This is a genomic window from Bradyrhizobium niftali, assembly GCF_004571025.1.
Classification (GTDB): Bacteria; Pseudomonadota; Alphaproteobacteria; order Rhizobiales; family Xanthobacteraceae; genus Bradyrhizobium; species Bradyrhizobium niftali.
This window is the reverse complement of the sequence record NZ_SPQT01000004.1, coordinates 194,647-211,245: the sequence shown is the minus strand read 5'-3', so window position 1 is coordinate 211,245 and position 16,599 is coordinate 194,647. Positions and strand designations below refer to the sequence as shown.

The 16,599-nt window shown below is 65.0% G+C and carries 20 protein-coding genes; 9 read left to right on the top strand and 11 right to left on the bottom strand.

All coding sequences use genetic code 11. The annotated features are described in order from the left end of the window. Positions 1 to 65: 65 nt before the first annotated feature. A complete protein-coding gene (locus tag E4K65_RS11750; RefSeq protein WP_025575702.1) occupies positions 66 to 1,139 on the bottom strand; it encodes a hypothetical protein in 1,074 nt (357 codons plus the stop codon). Positions 1,140 to 1,388: 249 nt separating this feature from the next. On the opposite strand from E4K65_RS11750, the gene E4K65_RS11745 reads away from it, so the two are divergent. Further along, positions 1,389 to 2,417, top strand: coding sequence for a patatin-like phospholipase family protein (locus tag E4K65_RS11745; protein WP_135174286.1), 1,029 nt, complete (start codon positions 1,389 to 1,391; stop codon positions 2,415 to 2,417). 6 nt (positions 2,418 to 2,423) lie between these two features. Here E4K65_RS11745 and E4K65_RS11740 read toward each other — a convergent pair whose 3' ends face one another. Together E4K65_RS11740 and E4K65_RS11735 are read right to left on the bottom strand one after the other, a co-directional pair. Next, the gene (locus E4K65_RS11740; RefSeq protein ID WP_025575707.1) at positions 2,424 to 2,852 is read right to left on the bottom strand and encodes a CBS domain-containing protein; all 429 of its coding nucleotides are present in this window, start codon (positions 2,850 to 2,852) and stop codon (positions 2,424 to 2,426) included. Between the two features lie 191 nt (positions 2,853 to 3,043). After that, positions 3,044 to 3,865 (bottom strand): rhomboid family intramembrane serine protease, encoded by an 822-nt coding sequence (locus E4K65_RS11735; RefSeq protein ID WP_135174285.1) that lies wholly within the window; start codon positions 3,863 to 3,865, stop codon positions 3,044 to 3,046. 452 nt (positions 3,866 to 4,317) lie between these two features. Between E4K65_RS11735 and E4K65_RS11730 the strand changes: the two genes are divergently transcribed. Together E4K65_RS11730 and E4K65_RS11725 are read left to right on the top strand one after the other, a co-directional pair. After that, entirely contained in the window at positions 4,318 to 4,872 is a 555-nt protein-coding gene (locus E4K65_RS11730; protein ID WP_025575712.1) for a PAS domain-containing protein, read from the top strand. Positions 4,873 to 5,103: 231 nt separating this feature from the next. Beyond that, positions 5,104 to 5,895: a Crp/Fnr family transcriptional regulator gene (locus tag E4K65_RS11725; protein ID WP_025575713.1), complete on the top strand. Its 792-nt coding sequence runs from the start codon at positions 5,104 to 5,106 to the stop codon at positions 5,893 to 5,895. Between the two features lie 278 nt (positions 5,896 to 6,173). Here the strand turns inward: E4K65_RS11725 and E4K65_RS11715 are convergent, their stop codons facing one another. After that, positions 6,174 to 6,659 carry a phasin gene (locus tag E4K65_RS11715; protein ID WP_135174283.1) on the bottom strand — a complete coding sequence of 162 codons (486 nt, stop codon included), beginning with the start codon at positions 6,657 to 6,659 and terminating at the stop codon, positions 6,174 to 6,176. A gap of 497 nt (positions 6,660 to 7,156) precedes the next feature. Here E4K65_RS11715 and E4K65_RS11710 point away from each other — a divergent pair, with 497 nt between their 5' ends. Further along, a complete protein-coding gene (locus E4K65_RS11710; RefSeq protein WP_135174282.1) occupies positions 7,157 to 7,585 on the top strand; it encodes a cupin domain-containing protein in 429 nt (142 codons plus the stop codon). A 34-nt stretch (positions 7,586 to 7,619) separates the two neighbouring features. On the opposite strand, the gene E4K65_RS11705 is transcribed toward E4K65_RS11710, so the two are convergent. Then, a complete protein-coding gene (locus E4K65_RS11705) occupies positions 7,620 to 8,426 on the bottom strand; it encodes a transglutaminase-like domain-containing protein (RefSeq protein ID WP_025575718.1) in 807 nt (268 codons plus the stop codon). 201 nt (positions 8,427 to 8,627) lie between these two features. Here E4K65_RS11705 and E4K65_RS11700 point away from each other — a divergent pair, with 201 nt between their 5' ends. Then, the gene (locus tag E4K65_RS11700; RefSeq protein WP_135174281.1) at positions 8,628 to 9,041 is read left to right on the top strand and encodes a GFA family protein; all 414 of its coding nucleotides are present in this window, start codon (positions 8,628 to 8,630) and stop codon (positions 9,039 to 9,041) included. A 77-nt stretch (positions 9,042 to 9,118) separates the two neighbouring features. Here E4K65_RS11700 and E4K65_RS11695 read toward each other — a convergent pair whose 3' ends face one another. After that, positions 9,119 to 9,508 carry a COG4315 family predicted lipoprotein gene (locus E4K65_RS11695; protein ID WP_025575721.1) on the bottom strand — a complete coding sequence of 130 codons (390 nt, stop codon included), beginning with the start codon at positions 9,506 to 9,508 and terminating at the stop codon, positions 9,119 to 9,121. A 146-nt stretch (positions 9,509 to 9,654) separates the two neighbouring features. On the opposite strand from E4K65_RS11695, the gene E4K65_RS11690 reads away from it, so the two are divergent. Further along, positions 9,655 to 10,161: a GNAT family N-acetyltransferase gene (locus E4K65_RS11690; RefSeq protein WP_135174380.1), complete on the top strand. Its 507-nt coding sequence runs from the start codon at positions 9,655 to 9,657 to the stop codon at positions 10,159 to 10,161. An 11-nt stretch (positions 10,162 to 10,172) separates the two neighbouring features. Here E4K65_RS11690 and E4K65_RS11685 read toward each other — a convergent pair whose 3' ends face one another. Beyond that, positions 10,173 to 12,107, bottom strand: a complete 1,935-nt coding sequence (locus tag E4K65_RS11685; RefSeq protein ID WP_167770749.1) for a DEAD/DEAH box helicase — start codon at positions 12,105 to 12,107, stop codon at positions 10,173 to 10,175. Next, positions 12,104 to 12,496 (bottom strand): hypothetical protein, encoded by a 393-nt coding sequence (locus E4K65_RS11680; RefSeq protein ID WP_167770711.1) that lies wholly within the window; start codon positions 12,494 to 12,496, stop codon positions 12,104 to 12,106. Before E4K65_RS11680 ends, E4K65_RS11685 begins: the two co-directional genes overlap by 4 nt. Here E4K65_RS11680 and E4K65_RS11675 point away from each other — a divergent pair. The 3 genes from E4K65_RS11675 (at position 12,489) to E4K65_RS11665 (ending at position 14,247) form a co-directional block, all read left to right on the top strand. After that, positions 12,489 to 12,953, top strand: coding sequence for a hypothetical protein (locus tag E4K65_RS11675; protein ID WP_235885582.1), 465 nt, complete (start codon positions 12,489 to 12,491; stop codon positions 12,951 to 12,953). The two genes, E4K65_RS11680 and E4K65_RS11675, sit on opposite strands and share 8 nt — an antisense overlap. A gap of 79 nt (positions 12,954 to 13,032) precedes the next feature. Further along, positions 13,033 to 13,773, top strand: coding sequence for a metallophosphoesterase family protein (locus E4K65_RS11670; protein WP_135174276.1), 741 nt, complete (start codon positions 13,033 to 13,035; stop codon positions 13,771 to 13,773). A gap of 120 nt (positions 13,774 to 13,893) precedes the next feature. After that, positions 13,894 to 14,247, top strand: a complete 354-nt coding sequence (locus E4K65_RS11665) for a cupin domain-containing protein (protein ID WP_135174275.1) — start codon at positions 13,894 to 13,896, stop codon at positions 14,245 to 14,247. A gap of 23 nt (positions 14,248 to 14,270) precedes the next feature. On the opposite strand, the gene E4K65_RS11660 is transcribed toward E4K65_RS11665, so the two are convergent. The 3 genes from E4K65_RS11660 to E4K65_RS11650 form a co-directional block, all read right to left on the bottom strand. Continuing rightward, positions 14,271 to 14,783, bottom strand: coding sequence for a hypothetical protein (locus tag E4K65_RS11660; RefSeq protein ID WP_135174274.1), 513 nt, complete (start codon positions 14,781 to 14,783; stop codon positions 14,271 to 14,273). Between the two features lie 110 nt (positions 14,784 to 14,893). Beyond that, positions 14,894 to 15,322: a VOC family protein gene (locus tag E4K65_RS11655; protein ID WP_135174273.1), complete on the bottom strand. Its 429-nt coding sequence runs from the start codon at positions 15,320 to 15,322 to the stop codon at positions 14,894 to 14,896. Between the two features lie 112 nt (positions 15,323 to 15,434). Further along, entirely contained in the window at positions 15,435 to 16,586 is a 1,152-nt protein-coding gene (locus E4K65_RS11650; RefSeq protein ID WP_135174272.1) for a zinc-binding dehydrogenase, read from the bottom strand. Between the last annotated feature and the right edge of the window lie 13 nt (positions 16,587 to 16,599).

Below are 16,599 nucleotides of genomic sequence, written 5' to 3'. Positions count from 1 at the left end.
CCTCACCCGGAATCCGCGCTGTGCGCGAATTCCGGTCTCTCCCCGCAAGCGGGGAGAGACAAGAGTCACCGCGCGACGACTTCGACCTCGCCGTCGACGCCGTTGACGACGTTGAAGCCGCGCTCGTAGACCTTGCCCTCGTTCTTGGCGATGGCGCGGTATTCGCCCTCGGAGAGCACGACGCGCGGGAAGGCGCCGATCGACTCCTTGATGACGTCGCCGCCGGGGGTCAGCACCGACCAGGCGGTGTTGGCGAGCGCCTCACCGCCCTTGTCGCTGACGAGCTTGAGCGTGATGACGGCGGCGCGGTGGGTGATGGTGACGTCGGTGAGCTTGCCGGCCTGGACGCGGATGTCCGAGCGCACCACCGAATTGGCGTCGCCATAGTTGGAGATGATGTAGTAGGTGCCCTCCGGTATCAGCACGACGTCGCCGGCGGCGACATTCGGCACCAGCGAGGCGCGCTCGCCGGATTCGAACTGGCTGCCCTTGTAGATCGCGAACGAGATCTGGTTCTGCGGAATGCGGCTGGTACCGACACGGCCCTCGATGCGCAGGCCGCCGGCCGGCAGCACGAAGGATTCGCGATCGGTCTCGGCCTTCAGGCTGACGGTGCGCACCGCGCTGACGAGCCCGAAGGCGACGTGCACGACGTAATTGCCGGGCGGCAGCACGATATTGGGCGTAGCGCTGCGATCCTCGCGGATCAGCTTGAACGTGCCGTTTTCGTCGGGACGGTCGGCGAACACGCGCCAGACCAGGCCGCTGGTGATCGGGGGGGTGTCCTTGCCGTATTTGGCGGTCAGCGACAGCACGCCCTGTCCGGGCACGGCGGCATTGAGCGGCGCGGCCGGCGGCACGGTCGTGACCGCGGGTGGCGGCATGCTGGGGGACAGCGGCTGCGTCAGGGTCGGCGGCAGGCTGGGGGGAGCCGCCCCCGGCCCGGAGGGTGGCGCCAGGCTGACGGCGCCGCCGGGGTCGGGCACCGATGCGGGGGGCACCGGCGGCGGGCGATCGGAGAAAAGCTGCGCCTGGGCAACGCCTTGACCCAGGATAACGAGACACGCGGCAAGGATCAGCGCCGGCAGCAGCGATACGCTGCGCCGCCATCCGATGATGCCGTCACCCCCGATAGTCATGCCACCTGCTTTTCACCGAAAACGCGGCAAATTCAAGCCTCTGAAATCCCAAGAAATACGGCCCCGCCACGGTCTGATGGAACCTGGTTGACGCCTGCGTGATTAGACAGGAGGCAACCGCCCCTCGCCATACTCCTGCCCAGCGCCCTCTCCAAAGCGGCATAAACCATGCTCGGCCCCTGCTATGGCGGAGAGCGAGTGCGACGCCTAGTCTAGTGGTCCTGGCTGGCCACGCGTAGGAGAGTTCTGGTGCTGGACAGATTGAAGGGCCGCGGCGCGAATGGCTCGAACAGCGAGAAGATCGGCCTCGGAAGCATCCGCCGGCCGGTCATTGGTCTCGCCCTTGGCGGCGGCGCGGCGCGCGGCTTCGCCCATATCGGCATCATCAGGACGCTGCTCGCCAACGGTATCGTGCCCGATGTCGTGGTCGGCACCTCGATTGGCGCCGTGGTCGGCGGCCTCTACGCGTCCGGCAAGCTCGATACGCTGGAGGAGTGGGGCCGCGGTCTGCAAGGCATGCGCAACATCCTTGGTTATCTCGACATCCGCCTCAACGGCTCCGGTCTGATCGGCGGCGAGAAGCTGGCGACCCGGCTCGAGGCAGCGTGCGGCCGCACCTTGATCGAGGACCTTCCGATCAAGTTCGCCGCCGTCGCGACCGAGGTTCGCACCGGCCACGAGATCTGGCTGACGCGCGGCCGCGTGGTCGACGCGATGCGCGCCTCGTACGCCCTGCCCGGCATCTTCTCACCCGTGCTGATCGGCGATCGCTGGCTGGTCGACGGCGCGCTGGTGAATCCGGTGCCGGTCTCGGCGGCGCGGGCGCTCGGCGCTGAAATCGTCATCGCTGCAAATCTTTCCAGCGACATCTTCACCTATTCGACGACGGTCTATTCGCACGGCGCTGCGCCCGAACCGGTCGCCCCTGCGGCCGAAGAGACGACGTCCAAACGGCGCTTCCCGAGATTCTTCTCGCCCGAGAAGACGGTGAAACGCGAGTTCTTCGGCGGCGGGGACCGGCCCGGCCTCTCCTCGGTGATGGTCGACGCCTTCAACATCATGCAGGACCGTATCACCCGCGCCCGCCTCGCCGGCGATCCTCCGGACCTGCTGATCACGCCGCGGGTCGGCCAGTTCGGCTGGTTCGACTTCCATCGCACCGACGACCTCATCGCGCTCGGCACCCGCGCCGCCGAGCGTGCGCTGGACTCGATCCAGGAGGCGATCCATGCGCTGGCGCCGCCGCCCGAGGGCGCGGCGCCCAAGGCCGGCGAGTGACGCCGGTCAGGCCGTCTTGATGTAGTCGCGCAGGGCTTCCTGCTCGGACTCGTATTCCTGGACGCGGCGCTTGACGATGTCGCCGATCGAGATCAGGCCGACCACCTTGCCGTTGTCGACCACGGGCAGATGGCGGAACTTGCCCGTCGTCATCGTCTCCATGAGCTCGGCGACCGTATCGGTCTCCTTGCAGGTGACGACCTTGCGGGTCATGACCTGGGAGACCGGCTCGTCCAGCGCGCCGGCGCCGCGCTCGCCGATCACGCGCACGATGTCGCGCTCGGACAGGATGCCTTCCAGCCGGCTCTGGTCCATCACCAGCACCGCGCCGATCTTCTTCTCGCCGAGCAGTTTGACCGCGGCAGCCAGCTTGGCATCGGGCTCGACGCTCATGATCTGGTGGCCCTTGGTATTGAGAATGGAACGTACCGTCATTGTCGCCTCCCTGAATCGGAGCCGTCCGCCTTTCGGCAGTCCGGACTTGTTCTTCGAGTCTTCAACTAACAGTTTAGGCGCCGGTTTCACGCTTCAGGCGCTTTGCGAAGCATCGCCGCTAGCGGCCTGTCGCTTCGGAACATTCTTCGCGCGAATGATGGATGAATTCGGGCCGCGCCGCAAGCGCCACTTCAAATTCGGTCTGAAACGTCCCGTGATGACGCATCCGCAGCATCGTTTCGCACGCGCGGCACCGGATCGAACAGCGCGAACAGCAACAGGCCGGCGAAGAAGCCGCCAATATGCGCCTGCCAGGCGACGCTCGTGGTTTCGGCATCGATGCCGATCGCGCCGACGCCGAAGATGATGTTGACGCCGAACCACACCGCGAGGAAGCCGACCACCCGCCCGTCGCGCAGCGCGCGCGACAGCGGCAGCGCGGGAACCCTTGCAGCGGTATCGGCGTCCGAACGGCTGAACGACAGGAAGCTGCCGCGGACGAAGGCAAAGCGGATCGCCGCCGCCATCGCGCCCGACACCGAGGCCGAAGCGCCGATCATCGGCGCCACCGCATGCTCATGGGTAACGAGATGGGCGAGCGCCCCGGCCGCCGCCGTCACCGCGAGAAAGAGGAAGAACCTGATCGCGCCAAAACGCCGCGCCAGCGCGCTGCCGAACGGCAGCAGCCACAGCACGTTGAAGCCGAGATGGGTCAGATTGGCGTGCAGCAGCGAATAGGTGACGAAGCTCCAGACCTTGGCGCCGGCGCCGCCGGGGATCTGCAGATTGAGCAGTGAGGAATCGTAGCGCTTCGGGATGAAGCCGAAGACGTCGATGGTCCAGTTCTCCAGGTCCGGCGGCAGCAGCACCCGCAGATGGATCAGTGCCAGCAGGACGATATAGGCGGTCAGCGCGAACGGCAGCGTCAGGATCGGCTCGCGCGGAGCCGCCTCGACGACGGCCGGCACGTCCGGCTGAGGATCGTGCGGCGGAGAATCTTGCGGGGAATCCAAGGCAGCTCGCTTTCAGGCGCGATCGGAGCGGTAAGCTTGGAGATAGTCGCCTTTGCCGGCCTTGCGCAAGTGCACAAAAGGAAAAGGCAGGGCCCTGGGAAAGCCCTGCCTGTCCGTGTCGGCCTTCCGGTTGCCAGAGGAATAAGGTGTATCCCCACCCCTCCCCGCGGCCCGTGACCAAACTGTTTGACGCCTGTGTACAGACCCCGCCGAGAACCTGGAGAAAAGCGGCGAGGCTTGCGACCGCGGTCACCATAGCAGGGCTGCGGGACACGGAAAGCGCATAGTTAATTTAACGTTAACGACGCAAAGACACCGCCCGGAGCGGCTAAAGCGCCCTCGCGGCATGGACGCTGCAAATCCCCTCCTGCACAACAGCAAAGGGATCGCGGGTGCACTGAAGCGGGACAGGTTTGTCCCGCGAGGTTGCGCCCCGGGGTAAGCGTTCAGTCATGAAACATCCGTCGAGCCGCGCGTTCTTCGCATATTGGGACAAGAAGCGCGGCACTGCGCGGGCCCCTGACCGGGCCGACATCGACCCGGCCGCAGTGCGCGGCCTGCTCGGCGACATCTTCGTGCTGTCCTGCGAACCAAAACTCGGCTTCCCGTTCCGCGTCGCCGGCACGCGCGTCTGCGCGCTGGCCGGGCTCGACCTCAAGGACCAGAGCTTTGCGGCGCTGTTCACCGAGGCCAGCCGCAGCGAGATCGGGGAGATCACGACTGTCGTCGCCGACGAGACGCTGGGTGCGATCGCCGGCGTCACCGCCGCGCGCGAGGACGGTAGCAAGGCGCATCTGGAGCTGTTGCTGCTGCCCTTCAACGCCCGGCCGCACACGCCTGTCAGCGTCACCGGCGTGCTCGCACCGTTCGACGACGAATGCGGCGCGCTTGGCCCGTTCACCCTCACCTCCTGGCGCTATCTGCACCAGCCGGAGAAGCTGCTGCCGCGCGCGATCCGCAAATTGCAGATCGCCCGCGGGCTGATGGTGTATGAGGGGTTGCGGTAGGAGCAGCCCTCGTGTCGGGCGCGCAGTTTTTGCAAACGGCAGACCAGATTTTCAGCGCGCGAGTCGGATGGATCAGACCGCGTTGGCGCGCGGGCGCCCGATCCGTCATTGGAACCTTGCCTGTTGAAGTGCGTTTATCCACTTGCCGTGGCAAGCGTGGGCGCGGCAACGCGGCTCGGCCGGTGACGATGCGTTTGCGCGCCGCCGAGCCTCCGTCGAGGGGCTACTCCCGTGATGGAGCGCGCGACAAGAGTTGGTAATCGCCTGTTAGCTGCGTTACCGCCGGCCGACTACGCTTTGCTCGCACCGCATTTGCGGAAAGTACCGCTCCTGCACGACGCGGTCCTCATTCGATCGGGCGACCGGATCGACCACATTTATTTCCCCTGCAGCGGCGCGATCGCCCTCATCATGGAGTTGCCGAACGGACAGACGGCGGCAACCGCGGTGATCGGCAACGACGGCGCGGTCGGACTCATGACGGCGCTCGGCCCCGTCCGATCTCCCCTGACGGCGGTTGTCCGCGTGGCCGGGACCGCACTGCAGATCTCACCGGCGCGATTTCAAGCGACGCTCGAACGCAGTCCCGCCATCGCAAGCGCGGTTCAGATTGTCACCAGGGCGATGATGACGCAATTCCTGCACGTCGCGGCCTGCAACGCGCTGCACTCCGTCGAAGCGCGCCTCGCCCGCTGGCTGCTTCACATTCACGACCGGACGGATGGCGGTGACATCCTGCCGCTGACCCAGGAGACGCTGTCGGAATTGCTCGGCGTCCGGCGCACCACGGTCACGCACGTCGTGAGCGCACTCCGAGCATCCAGGGCCATCAAATCCAATCGGCGCGGCCAGCTCGAAATCGACAGGCAACGGCTCGAGGCCGTCGCTTGCGAGTGCTACAAGGTGATGAGCCGCAGGATCGATCGGATCGTGTCGCAGGATGCACTAAGGCTCCTTCACGCCGCGCCGGCGCGCAATGGCTGCCCGCCCCCGGACTTCCCGTTCGCCAAGACCGACTCGTAGACCCAGGCCTCCTTGGCGAACCACTCGTGCGTCGCCGCGCACATCCGGCAATAGGTGCGCGAAAAAAAGACCGCACTGCAGCGAAACCTGTCGCCATCCATCTCGATGCCCGTCGGAATAGCGCTCCCGGTTTCCGGGCACTTGATCATCACCATACCCATCCTGATTTCCCTCCAGCTTGGCATCACCTCACGGCGAGGCCGGCCGCCATCGGCTGGACGGCGTCTTTTCTCGCGAAGACGCTCGTCCAGCCGATCCACGTGGCCGGCAGCTTCGATTCAAGCAGCCTTACGCAGTACCCGGTTGAAGCTGTTCTTGATCGGCTCGGCCGTCTCGGTCGCGACCTTCTGGGCCAGATCCCAAAGCTCCCGGTTCTGGGCGGAAGCCGCTTCAAAGGTCTTGCGACCGTGTACGGTGGAGAGGTTCACGAGGTCCGCAAACGACCTCGCATCCGCAAGCTGGGAGAAGAAATCCAGCACGGAGCTGGTATTGGCGTTGGATATTTCGATGAGCTTGGTGCCGTACTCGGCGGAACGCCTGGCACTGGTCGAACAGGCGTCGCAGAGAGCCCCGGTGATCTCTTCGGAAGTTACCTTCACCTGCTCGAAATTGGCCTTGGCCCGTGTCGCGGCCGGCGCGGCGAGATCGCCGAAGATCGCCTGGATGTTGAAAAACGGCATGTCGAACTTGAGCTTTGTATTTCCGTTCGCCGTCCCATTCAGCGGAGCGGCTTTCGTCTCGGCTTTCATATCGGCATCACTCACGGGCTTTCATCCTTTCAAGCGAAACTAGATGATGGATTGAAGACTCCCCGACGCGTCCGGATGGGACGCCACTTCCTCAACTTTCACGATGGTGGGATGCTGCTGCGGATATTGCGCTCTCGCCCCCTGCCGGAGCCAACTATGCCCTACGAAAGTCGACGCTTCGGTTCGCTTTCGGACTCTCGATTTGAATTAATTCGAATATTGCGACGAAGCGGCGCAGCGAGAATCCTGCGTCTTTAAAGTTGTTGCAATTGCATGCGCCAACTTCAGATCAGCGCCGGCGAGCTATTCAGAGGCGTCGATCCCCGGAGCCGTTTGAGCCGGAATGTTCTGCTGCCTGCGTAGCCGGCAAGTCGGCCTGCAACGGACCCTGTGCGACAAATTTGGCCGGTCGTACGCGGGCTGATGCTGTATGAAGGGCTGCGGTAGATTCGTTTCGACGTGAGCGAGCGCCGCGATCTCGATGCAGCCTCTCTCACCTGGACGAAACAGCCATGCCCGACATCATCAGTTTCGGCACGCTCGAGCTCCGCTTCCTGCACAGCAAGGACGACACCGGCGGCAGCGTCGATATCTTCGAAATGACGTTGCAGCCGAATGCCCGGATGCCGATCCCGCACTATCACGACCGCTGGGACGAAACGATCTACGGGCTGTCCGGCGTCTCGACCTGGACGATCGACGGCCAGCAGACCGATCTTGGCCCCGGAGCCTCAGTCTTCATCAAGCGCGGCATCGTGCACGGCTTTACCAACCGTTCGACGGGGCCTGCGACATGCCTGTGCATCCTGAGCCCCGGGGTGCTGGGACCGCAATATTTCACCGAGATGGCAGCGCTCCTGTCGGCCGGCGCGCCACCCGATCCCGTGAAGATGAAAGAGACGATGCTGCGCTACGGACTGGTGCCCGCGCCGGCTGCGTGAGGCAAGCTCGCCGGCGAATGGAAATGACCGGCCATCATGCGATCTCGTCGGTCCAGACCTTGAAGCTGGCCAGCTCGTTCGGGCCGAAAGTCTGCGTGATCGGAACGTCGCAGGCATCGCGCCCCTGAGCGATCAGGATGCGGCCCTGCCGCGGCACGTTGTTGCGCGGGTCGAAAGTGTGCCAGCGGCCGCCGATGAAGGCCTCGAACCAGCCGGCGAAATCGCCCACCGCCCAAGGCTGCGGCGTGCCGACGTCGCTCAGATAGCCGGTGCAATACCGTGCCGGAATGTTCATGCAGCGGCAGAACGCAATGGCGAGGTGGGCATAGTCGCGGCAGACGCCCTTGCCCTCCTGGTATGCCTCCCACGCCGTCTTGGTGGCGCGCGCATGCTCGTAGCCGAAAGCGATGTGACGGTGAACGAAATCGCAGATCGCCTGCACCCGCGCCCACCCCGGAGGCGTCTTCTCGAACAGCTTCCAGGCGATCTCCGAAAGCCGGTCGGTCTCGCAGTAGCGGCTGCCGAGCAGATAAATCAGCGTATCGGAAGGCAGCTCTTCGATCCTGTGCTGAACCGCCGACGCAACCACCGGATCCGGCAGGCCGCTGTCGCGAACCACGCCATCGGCGGCAAGGCGCATGCGGCCGGCCGGCGCGACCATGCGGCTGCACCAATTGCCGAACATGTCCCGATAGGGCGTGATCTCGACCGCAGGCGTGGTGGTCAGGAAGTCGGGCACGATGACATCGGAGGCACGCGTGAAATGCGTGCCCAGCACCATGATCATCGGCGTTGGCTGCGGGAAATCGTAGAGCATTTCGAATCCGACACGGAACTTCATTCGAAATGCCCTTTCGGCTGGATGTCAGCCCGAAATGGCTACGAAACCATGGATTACAAGGCGCGCGGCCCGACTTAAGCGTGCCTGGCGCCGTTTGTGCGCTGTAAATCGTACGCATAAGGCGATCGCTTTCGCTGCTTCACCGCCGCCGTCTCCGCGACTAGACTTGCTTCCGTGATAGAACTGACCTGCGGGGAGAGCATGCTGACCGGAAGTTGCCTATGCGGCGCCGTTGCGTATGAAGTGGATGCGGAGGCCGCGCCCTTCGTGCATTGCCATTGCCAGACCTGCCGCAAGACGCACGGTTCGGCGTTTTCCAGCGTAATGCCGGTGCCGCGCGCGGCGTTCCGGTGGGTGCGCGGCGACGAGCTGCTCGCCGCGTTCGAGTCCTCGCCCGGCAAATTCCGCCGCTTCTGCACCCGCTGCGGCTCGCACATCATGGCGGAACGGATCGCGCAGCCGAACGTGCTGTTGCGCATGGGATGCCTGGATACGCCGGTCGCGGGCCCCGCACGCGCTCACATCTGGCGCTCGGACGCGGCAAGCTGGTACGACCCCAAGGACGCGACGCCGGAACTGCCGGAAGCGGCCGCCAGCCCTCCTCCGGCGCGATAGAGCCCCTCGCGCGACACGCCGCCTGCGCTATCGGGCCGGACATCGCGTGGCAATCCCCGGCCCGTGCTGTCAATCGCTCACGGCATCGCAAGATGCCAGGCGCCGTTGAGAAAACCGTCGCCGGTGATGTCGCCCGGCTTGGTGTCCTTGGCAAATGTATAGAGCGGCTTGCCCTTGTAGGCCCATTGCCTGGAGCCGTCGTCGCGCGTGATGATGGTGTAGCCGTCGCCGGCGGCATCGCCGGCCTCGGCCTTCAGCACCGGCCAGTTCGTCGCACAAGGACCGTTGCAGGCCGACTTGCCGTCCGCGTCCTTGTCGAAGGTGTAGAGCGTCATGCCCTTGGCGTCGGTGAGCACGTTGCCCTTGTCGGTCTTGCCGGTCTTCGTCGGCGGCGCGGCGAAGGCGGCGGGAATGATTGCGAGCGACACGGCGAGCGTGAGCGCGAGGCGGATCGGGGATGTCGTCATGGTCTCTCCTGTCATGCAATTGGCTTGCATGGGTAGGACGCCGCGCGAGCCGTCGTATTCCTCTGCGCGCGGCAAAGAAATTTTTCGCTGCACGCATCATTGCGCCGGAATAAACTGGAATGAGTGAGACGGAACGACGGACCGACATGAGCAAGCCGCATTGGCGTCCCGCGCACATCACCGATCTGCCCGCGATCGGCACGATCGCGGCGCGCATCCATCCCGATCTGCCTGAACGCCCCGAGGTGTTCGCGGAGAAGATGCGGCTCTATCCCGATGGCTGCCGCGTGCTCATCGCGGACGAGGAGATCGCCGGCTACGGACTTTCGCATCCCTGGCGTCGGCACCGGATTCCGCCGCTCGATGGATTCCTCGAACGCCTGCCCGATGACGCGGACTGCCTCTATGTGCACGACGTCGCCGTGCTGCCGGATCATCGTGGCGGCGCAGCGCGTGCTTATGTCGCGAAGATGGAGGAACTTGCGCGCGCGTCGGGCATCGCCGCTCTCGCGCTGGTCTCGGTCTACGCCACGCGGCCGCTGTGGGAACGTTTCGGCTTTCGGCCCGTCACGGCGGATGCGGAGCTGCGCGCAAAGCTCGCAGGCTACGGCGAAAGCGCGACCTACATGCTCCGCGACCTCGCCGCGACGTGACGCGCCTTAGCTCAGCCCCGATGCTTCTTCTTTGCCTTCTTTCCGGGCGCGCCCTTCACAGGCCACGCAGTGACCGCAGGCGGCTGTCCGGCGTGGCCGGGCTTGTTCTTATGCTTCTTTTTCTTCCCGAAAGCAGGAGCATCGTCGAATTTCGGCCCGCGCTCGCCGAAAGCCTTGCTGCGCGGCTTGAATCCCGCCTCGCGCGGGCGATCGTCGCGACGTTCACGATGATCGCTGTCGCCGCTCTCGCGCCGGGGCGGCTTTGACCGCTCTTCCGAAGGCGCTAGCCGCTGCGGCGCATCCGCCATCGGTTCGAGGCGGATATTGTCTTCCTTGTCCGGACGCTTGATCTTGGCCGCGAAGGAGTCCGCGACGCGCTCGGAAATTTCGAACTCGGTCGTCGTGTCCATGATCTTGATGGCGCCGATGTCGCCCTTGTCGATGCCGCCACGACGGCAGATCATCGGCAAGAGCCAGCGTGCTTCCGCGTTCTTTCTCCGTCCGATATTGGCGCGGAACCAGACGCTGCCCTCCGCCATGCCGTGCTTCGACGACGATTTCCCCGATTTGGGTCGCCGTTCGGGGCGATCATCGCCGCCCGGTGCCCGGACATTGTCGCGACCGCGATCGTCGCGCGGCCGGCCAGTTCGCTCGCCGGGATCGATGATGTCTTCGGGCGACGGCAGCCGCGCCCGATAGAGCCGCGCCAGCGCGGCGGCGATATCTTCAGCCGACCGTTCGGCCAATAGCGCCTGCGCCAGCGCCAGATCGTCGGCGGTCGTCTCCTCGGTGAACAGCACGTCCTTCATGCGCTCGTGATCGAGCTTGCGGATCTCGTCCGCCTGCGGCGCCGTTCCCCAGACCGCATCGATGCCTGAGAGATTGAGCAGCAGCTCCGCACGCCGCCGCCGTGCGGGCGGCACCAGCAGGACGCTCGTGCCCTTTCGGCCCGCACGTCCGGTACGGCCCGAGCGATGCTGCATGACTTCGGCGTCGTTGGGTAGGTCGGCCTGAATGACGAGGTCGAGGCTCGGCAGATCGATGCCGCGGGCGGCGACGTCGGTCGCCACGCAGACGCGGGCACGCCCGTCCCTGAGCGACTGGAGCGCCAGGGTGCGCTCGTTCTGCGTCAATTCGCCTGATAGCGCGACGACGGAGAAGCCGCGCTCCAGCAGCGCCGCCTGCAAATGCCGGACGGCATCGCGCGTGCTGCAGAACACCAGGGCGCTCGGCGCCTCGAAGAAGCGCAGCACGTTGACGACCGCGTGCTCGACATCGGCGGGGGCAATCCGGATCGCGCGATACTCGATATCGGCGTGACCGCCCTCGTCGCCCGCGACCTCGATCCGGAACGCCTGCTGCTGATACTGCTTGGCCAGCGCGACGATGCCGCGCGGAAACGTCGCCGAGAACAACAGGGTGCGGCGGGTCTCCGGCGTGGTCTCGAGGATGAACTCCATGTCCTCGCGAAAGCCGAGATTGAGCATCTCGTCCGCCTCGTCGAGGACGACGGCCTTCAATTCGGAGATGTCGAGGCGGCCGCGGCGCAAATGATCGCACAGCCGGCCGGGCGTGCCGACGACGATGTGCGCGCCGGCGGCCAGCTCGCGCTGCTCGCGCCGCGGATCCATGCCGCCGACGCAGGAGACGACGCGCCCGTCTGCGTGCTCGTACAGCCAGGCCAGTTCTCGCTGAACCTGCAAGGCGAGCTCGCGAGTCGGCGCCACGATCAGGGCGAGCGGCGCGCCCGCCCGCTCGAACCGCTCGATGCCATCAAGCAGATCCTTGGCCAGGGCCAATCCGTAAGCGAGGGTCTTGCCGGAGCCGGTCTGGGCCGAAACCAGGAGGTCGCGGCCCGCGGCCTCCTCGGTGAGCACGGCGAGCTGAACGGGGGTCGGACGGTCGTAGTTGCGCTCGGCCAAAGCTCGGGCGAGCGGCGCACTCATGGTCGGGAATGACACGGGATAAACCTTGGTTGGTCCAGGCGCGGAACGTCGAGCCGCGCGACCTGAAGCTGCGTGCTCGGCAAATGGTCCGGCCGCACGCGTGGTGATTTGATTTGGACGCTCTTTACGCCAAGCGCGGGCAAATCACCATGCCTATGACGCATGGCTTTGGCGACATCGCGAATAAGCTTACCGGCCGCTCGACCCACTACATCCAGCGTTTCCGGGCCGTTTTGCTGCATATAGTGAGCTTTTGCCCCAAAGCAGCTGATTTTCGCGACCACCTCGCTTAAATTGTGCGCGATTGGACGTGCCGGGAATGCGCGCATGACCTCTTTCGTCAAACGCACCTGCGGCGATTGCACGCTCTGCTGCAAGGTGATGGCCATCGAGGCGCTGGCCAAGCCCGCGAATGCCTGGTGCCGGCATTGCAAGCCCGGCCGCGGCTGCGCGATCTACGCCGAGCGGCCGGCCGAATGTGAGAGCTTCGCCTGCTTGTGGCTGGTCAACGATCTCCTCGACGAGCGCTGGAAGCCAAGCCGGTCGAAGCTGGTCCTGACCACGTCGGAGGATGGCATCGAAGTCCGATGCGACCCGGGCTTTCCCGACGCCTGGCGCAAGCAGCCCTTCGCCGACGACATCCGCGCATGGGCCGCCGAAGGCGAGACCTGCGACATGACGGTGGTCGTGATCGTCGGCCAGCGCGTGGTCCTCGTCACGCCGGATCGCGAATTCGATCTCGGTGTCGTGGGGCCGGATGATCGGATCGTACGGGAGCTGGAGGGCACGAAGGTGGTGGGGGCGGCGGTGGTGAAGGAGAGCGAGATCAGTCGTGGCGAGTGGTGAACGCCCTACCGGCCGATGCTAGATATTTCCGGTGACCTGGCCGAGTTGAGTTCAGGCGAAGCAGCATGGGAGCGCAACGATGAGATTGGCAGTCATTTCCGATATCCACGGCAACCTTGCTGCCTTGGAGGCCGTGCTGGCCGACATCAAGACGCGTGGCGTCGATCGTACGGTCAACCTCGGCGATTGCGTCACCAGCCCGTTGTGGCCGAGGGAAACGTTCGAAGCACTCCAGTCGCTGTCGTTGCCGACTGTGCGCGGAAACCATGATCGCTGGATCGAAGAGTTTCCAGACGACAAGCTCTCGCCGGCAGGTCTGTTTGCGCGCAACGCGTTGACGGCGGAGCAGCGTCTCGCACTCCACGCTTTGCCGTCCCGAATACGGCTGGACGACGGGATCCTGGCCTGCCATGGCACACCCGAAGACGACACGACGTGCCTGCTGGAAGAATCGCTCGACGACGGCCGCTTTGTGCCGGCACGCCGCGAAGTCCTGGCAACGCGTCTCAAGAGTGAGCCAACGGCCCGCGTGGTGCTGTGTGGTCATAGCCACCGCCAGGCGGTCATTCAGGGCCCCGGCGAGTGTCTGGTTCTCAATCCGGGGAGCGTTGGCTGCCCGGTGTTCGCGGACATTCCCTTTGCGGCAAACCTGGAATACCGCTCGCCTCACGCTCGGTATGCGATCATCACCAAGAGAAGAAGGGGCTGGCAGGCCGAACTTCTGGCCCTCGAATACGACTGGGAGGCCGCCTCGGCGCGTGCACTCGCCAACAACCGCCCTCAATGGGCACAGGCCATGTTGTCTGGATACGTCAAATAGAAACTGGCTGTGATCTCCGAAGACATCCGCAGGGCAAGATCGACCTGTGAACGAATACGGCCTTGTCGCGCCCGCCACTCGACCCCAAATCGTGCTTCACGAGAGAGCAACGGGTGAAACATGGCCGACGGCATATCGCTTACCGACAAGCTCGCGACCTTTCAGGACTATTGGTCGCCGCGCACGATCACGACCTTCAACGATTGCGACGTGATGGTGGTGAAGGTGAAGGGAGAGTTCACCTGGCACAAGCACGACGACACCGACGATTTCTTTCTGGTCCTCAAAGGCCGTCTGGACATCGAATTGCGGGACCGCACGGTGACGCTCGGTCCGGGCGAACTCTACGTCGTGCCCAAAGGTGTCGAGCATCGCCCGGTGGCACGCGAGGAGGTTCACCTGATGCTGATCGAGCCGACCGGCACACCGAACACGGGCGACAAGGCAACCGCCGCGGCGCGCAAGCTGGCATAGCGGGCAACGCGCCTGGCGCGGCCTTAATCCCTGGAGGTCGCCAGTTTGCTGAAGCTGCCGACCAGCCTGGCTCTTGCGCGCGCAACAGTGTCCTTGGCCGCGCGCGCCAGAGCTCGGATGGCGCGCCAGGCTTCGGTCGCCTGCAGCCACGCCTTCGCGGCCGCGTATTTTCCGTAACTCCAGGCAAAAGCGGGAATTCGCATCAGCTTGTCGCGCGTGAGATGAAACAGGCGCTCGACCAGCACCAGCTTGAGCAATTCGCCGACAATGAAAGTCAGGGCACCGCTCAGGACCTGACCGGTTGCGGCGAGGTACGCGGCAACCGGCTTGACCGGCTCCAGAATAATGACGGGCACGGAGAACAAGGCGAGCGACGGATAAGGCGGCAGCGATTTGATCCACGCGCGCAATTGCCTGAATTCGAAGTACCGCCCGATCCAGCGCGAAATCGGCCTCGCCACGGCCATGAAGACCGCATCCACCAGGAAGTAGATGGCAGCCAGGATGTAAGTGACGGGTTTCAGGATTTGCTTCACGATACCTCTCCCACGAACTGAAAGCCGGAACTGGGGCCTAAGTTTCACCTCAGCGTGAATAGTTCGCGGAATTCCGATGGAACTTTTTGGGCTACGGCTGGCCTGCGCGCTCAGATCTCGGCGTAGATCTCCAGCAGATTGCCGTCGGGGTCGCGAAAGAACAGCGTCCGATGGCCAAAGGACTGGTTCGTCGGCGGCGATAGCAGCTCAACGCCCTGCCGAACCAGCTCGTCGGCGCATTGGTCGACCTCGGCCGCGGACACCCTGAAGGCCAGTTGCAGCGATGCAGTGCCGGGCGGGACCGGCGCATCCGCCGCGGTTCGGCTCGGCCTTGCCAGGGCCAGCGTGTTGCCGCCCAGGCCATACTCGATCCAGTTCGGCGAGAGCTCGCGCAGCAGCGGAAATGCGAGGATGTCCTCGTAGAAGCGGCGCATCGCGGCCATGTCGCGCACGAAGATGACGGTGTAGTCGATCGCGCGAATGGCATGGAAGGGGGAGCGGGTACGCCGGTTTGGTTCAGGTGTCTGTTCGTTTGTCATCTCGGCTTCATTCCAAACTCCGGCACGTAGCCCGCATGAGCGAAGCGATATGCGGGAAAGCCTCGTCAACAAAGGTCCCGGATGTCGCTGCGCTCATCCGGGCTACGGATCTTCACTCCACCAGCTCCGGCCACGGCACGATCGTGGACTTCACCGTCTTCATCGCCATCGCATCCTTCACCGCCTGCGCGACGCCCGCTTCCGTGAACGGATAGATCGTCTGCATCTTCAGCCACGGGTATTTGTCGCGGGTGCGGTAGAGCATGTCGACGCCGAGCGGGAGGTCATTACCGGTAAAGCCCCAGGAGCCCAGCACGTTGAGGTCCTTGGTGCAGATGCGGTGCCACGACGTGTCGATCGAGCCGGCGTCGGTGAACTGGCCCATCTCGACATAGGTGCCGCCGTCGCGCAGCATCTCGATGCCTTCGGGGCCGGCTGAGGGGTGTCCGGAGCAATCCATCACGAGATCGGCGCCGAAGCCACCGACGATCTCGCGCACGCGCGCGATGCGATCTTGCGGTGATTTCAGTTCCTCGATGTTCACCGTCGCCTCCGCTCCGAACTCGCGCGCGAGCTTGAGCCGCGGCTCCTCCGGCGCGCCGACGCAGATGACGCGCCCGGCCCCCATCTCCAGCGCGGCCGCGACCGCCAGGATGCCAATCGGGCCGGAGCCCTGGATCACCACCGTGTCGCCCCAGGCAAAACCGCCGGCGCGGCTCGCGCGGTTGAAGGCGCGGATGCAGGACGTCAACGGCTCCGACAGCGCGCCCAGCCGCAACGACATGTCGTCGGGCAGCTTGTAGATCTTGGTGCCCGGCAGCATGTCGAGGTCGACATAGACATATTCGGCCCAGCCGCCCCACATGTGCGGCGCCTTGTCGAAGCCGAGATAGCGGCCGTAATAGACCGGCGTCAGGCACTTGTTGGCGGTCTGCGGGTAATGGATGCAGTAATAGCAGCGGCCGCACGGCATCAGCGGCGGGATCATCACCTTCGAGCCGACGGTCAGCGGCTTGCTCATGAAGTCCTCGGAAAACTCCTCGCCGCATTCGACGATGATGCCGCCGAGCTCGTGGCCCAGCGTGAACGGCCAGGGCAGCGGCTTCGGCCAGTGGCCTTTGAGGATGTGCAGGTCGGTGCCGCAAACCCCGCAGGCGCCGATCTTGATCAGCGCGGCCTTGCGGCCGACCTTCGGCCACGGCACGGTGCGGATGACAGGCTCCGAGCCCGGTCCTGCGTGAGTGCAGACGCGGATGTGCTCCATGGTGTGTCCTCGC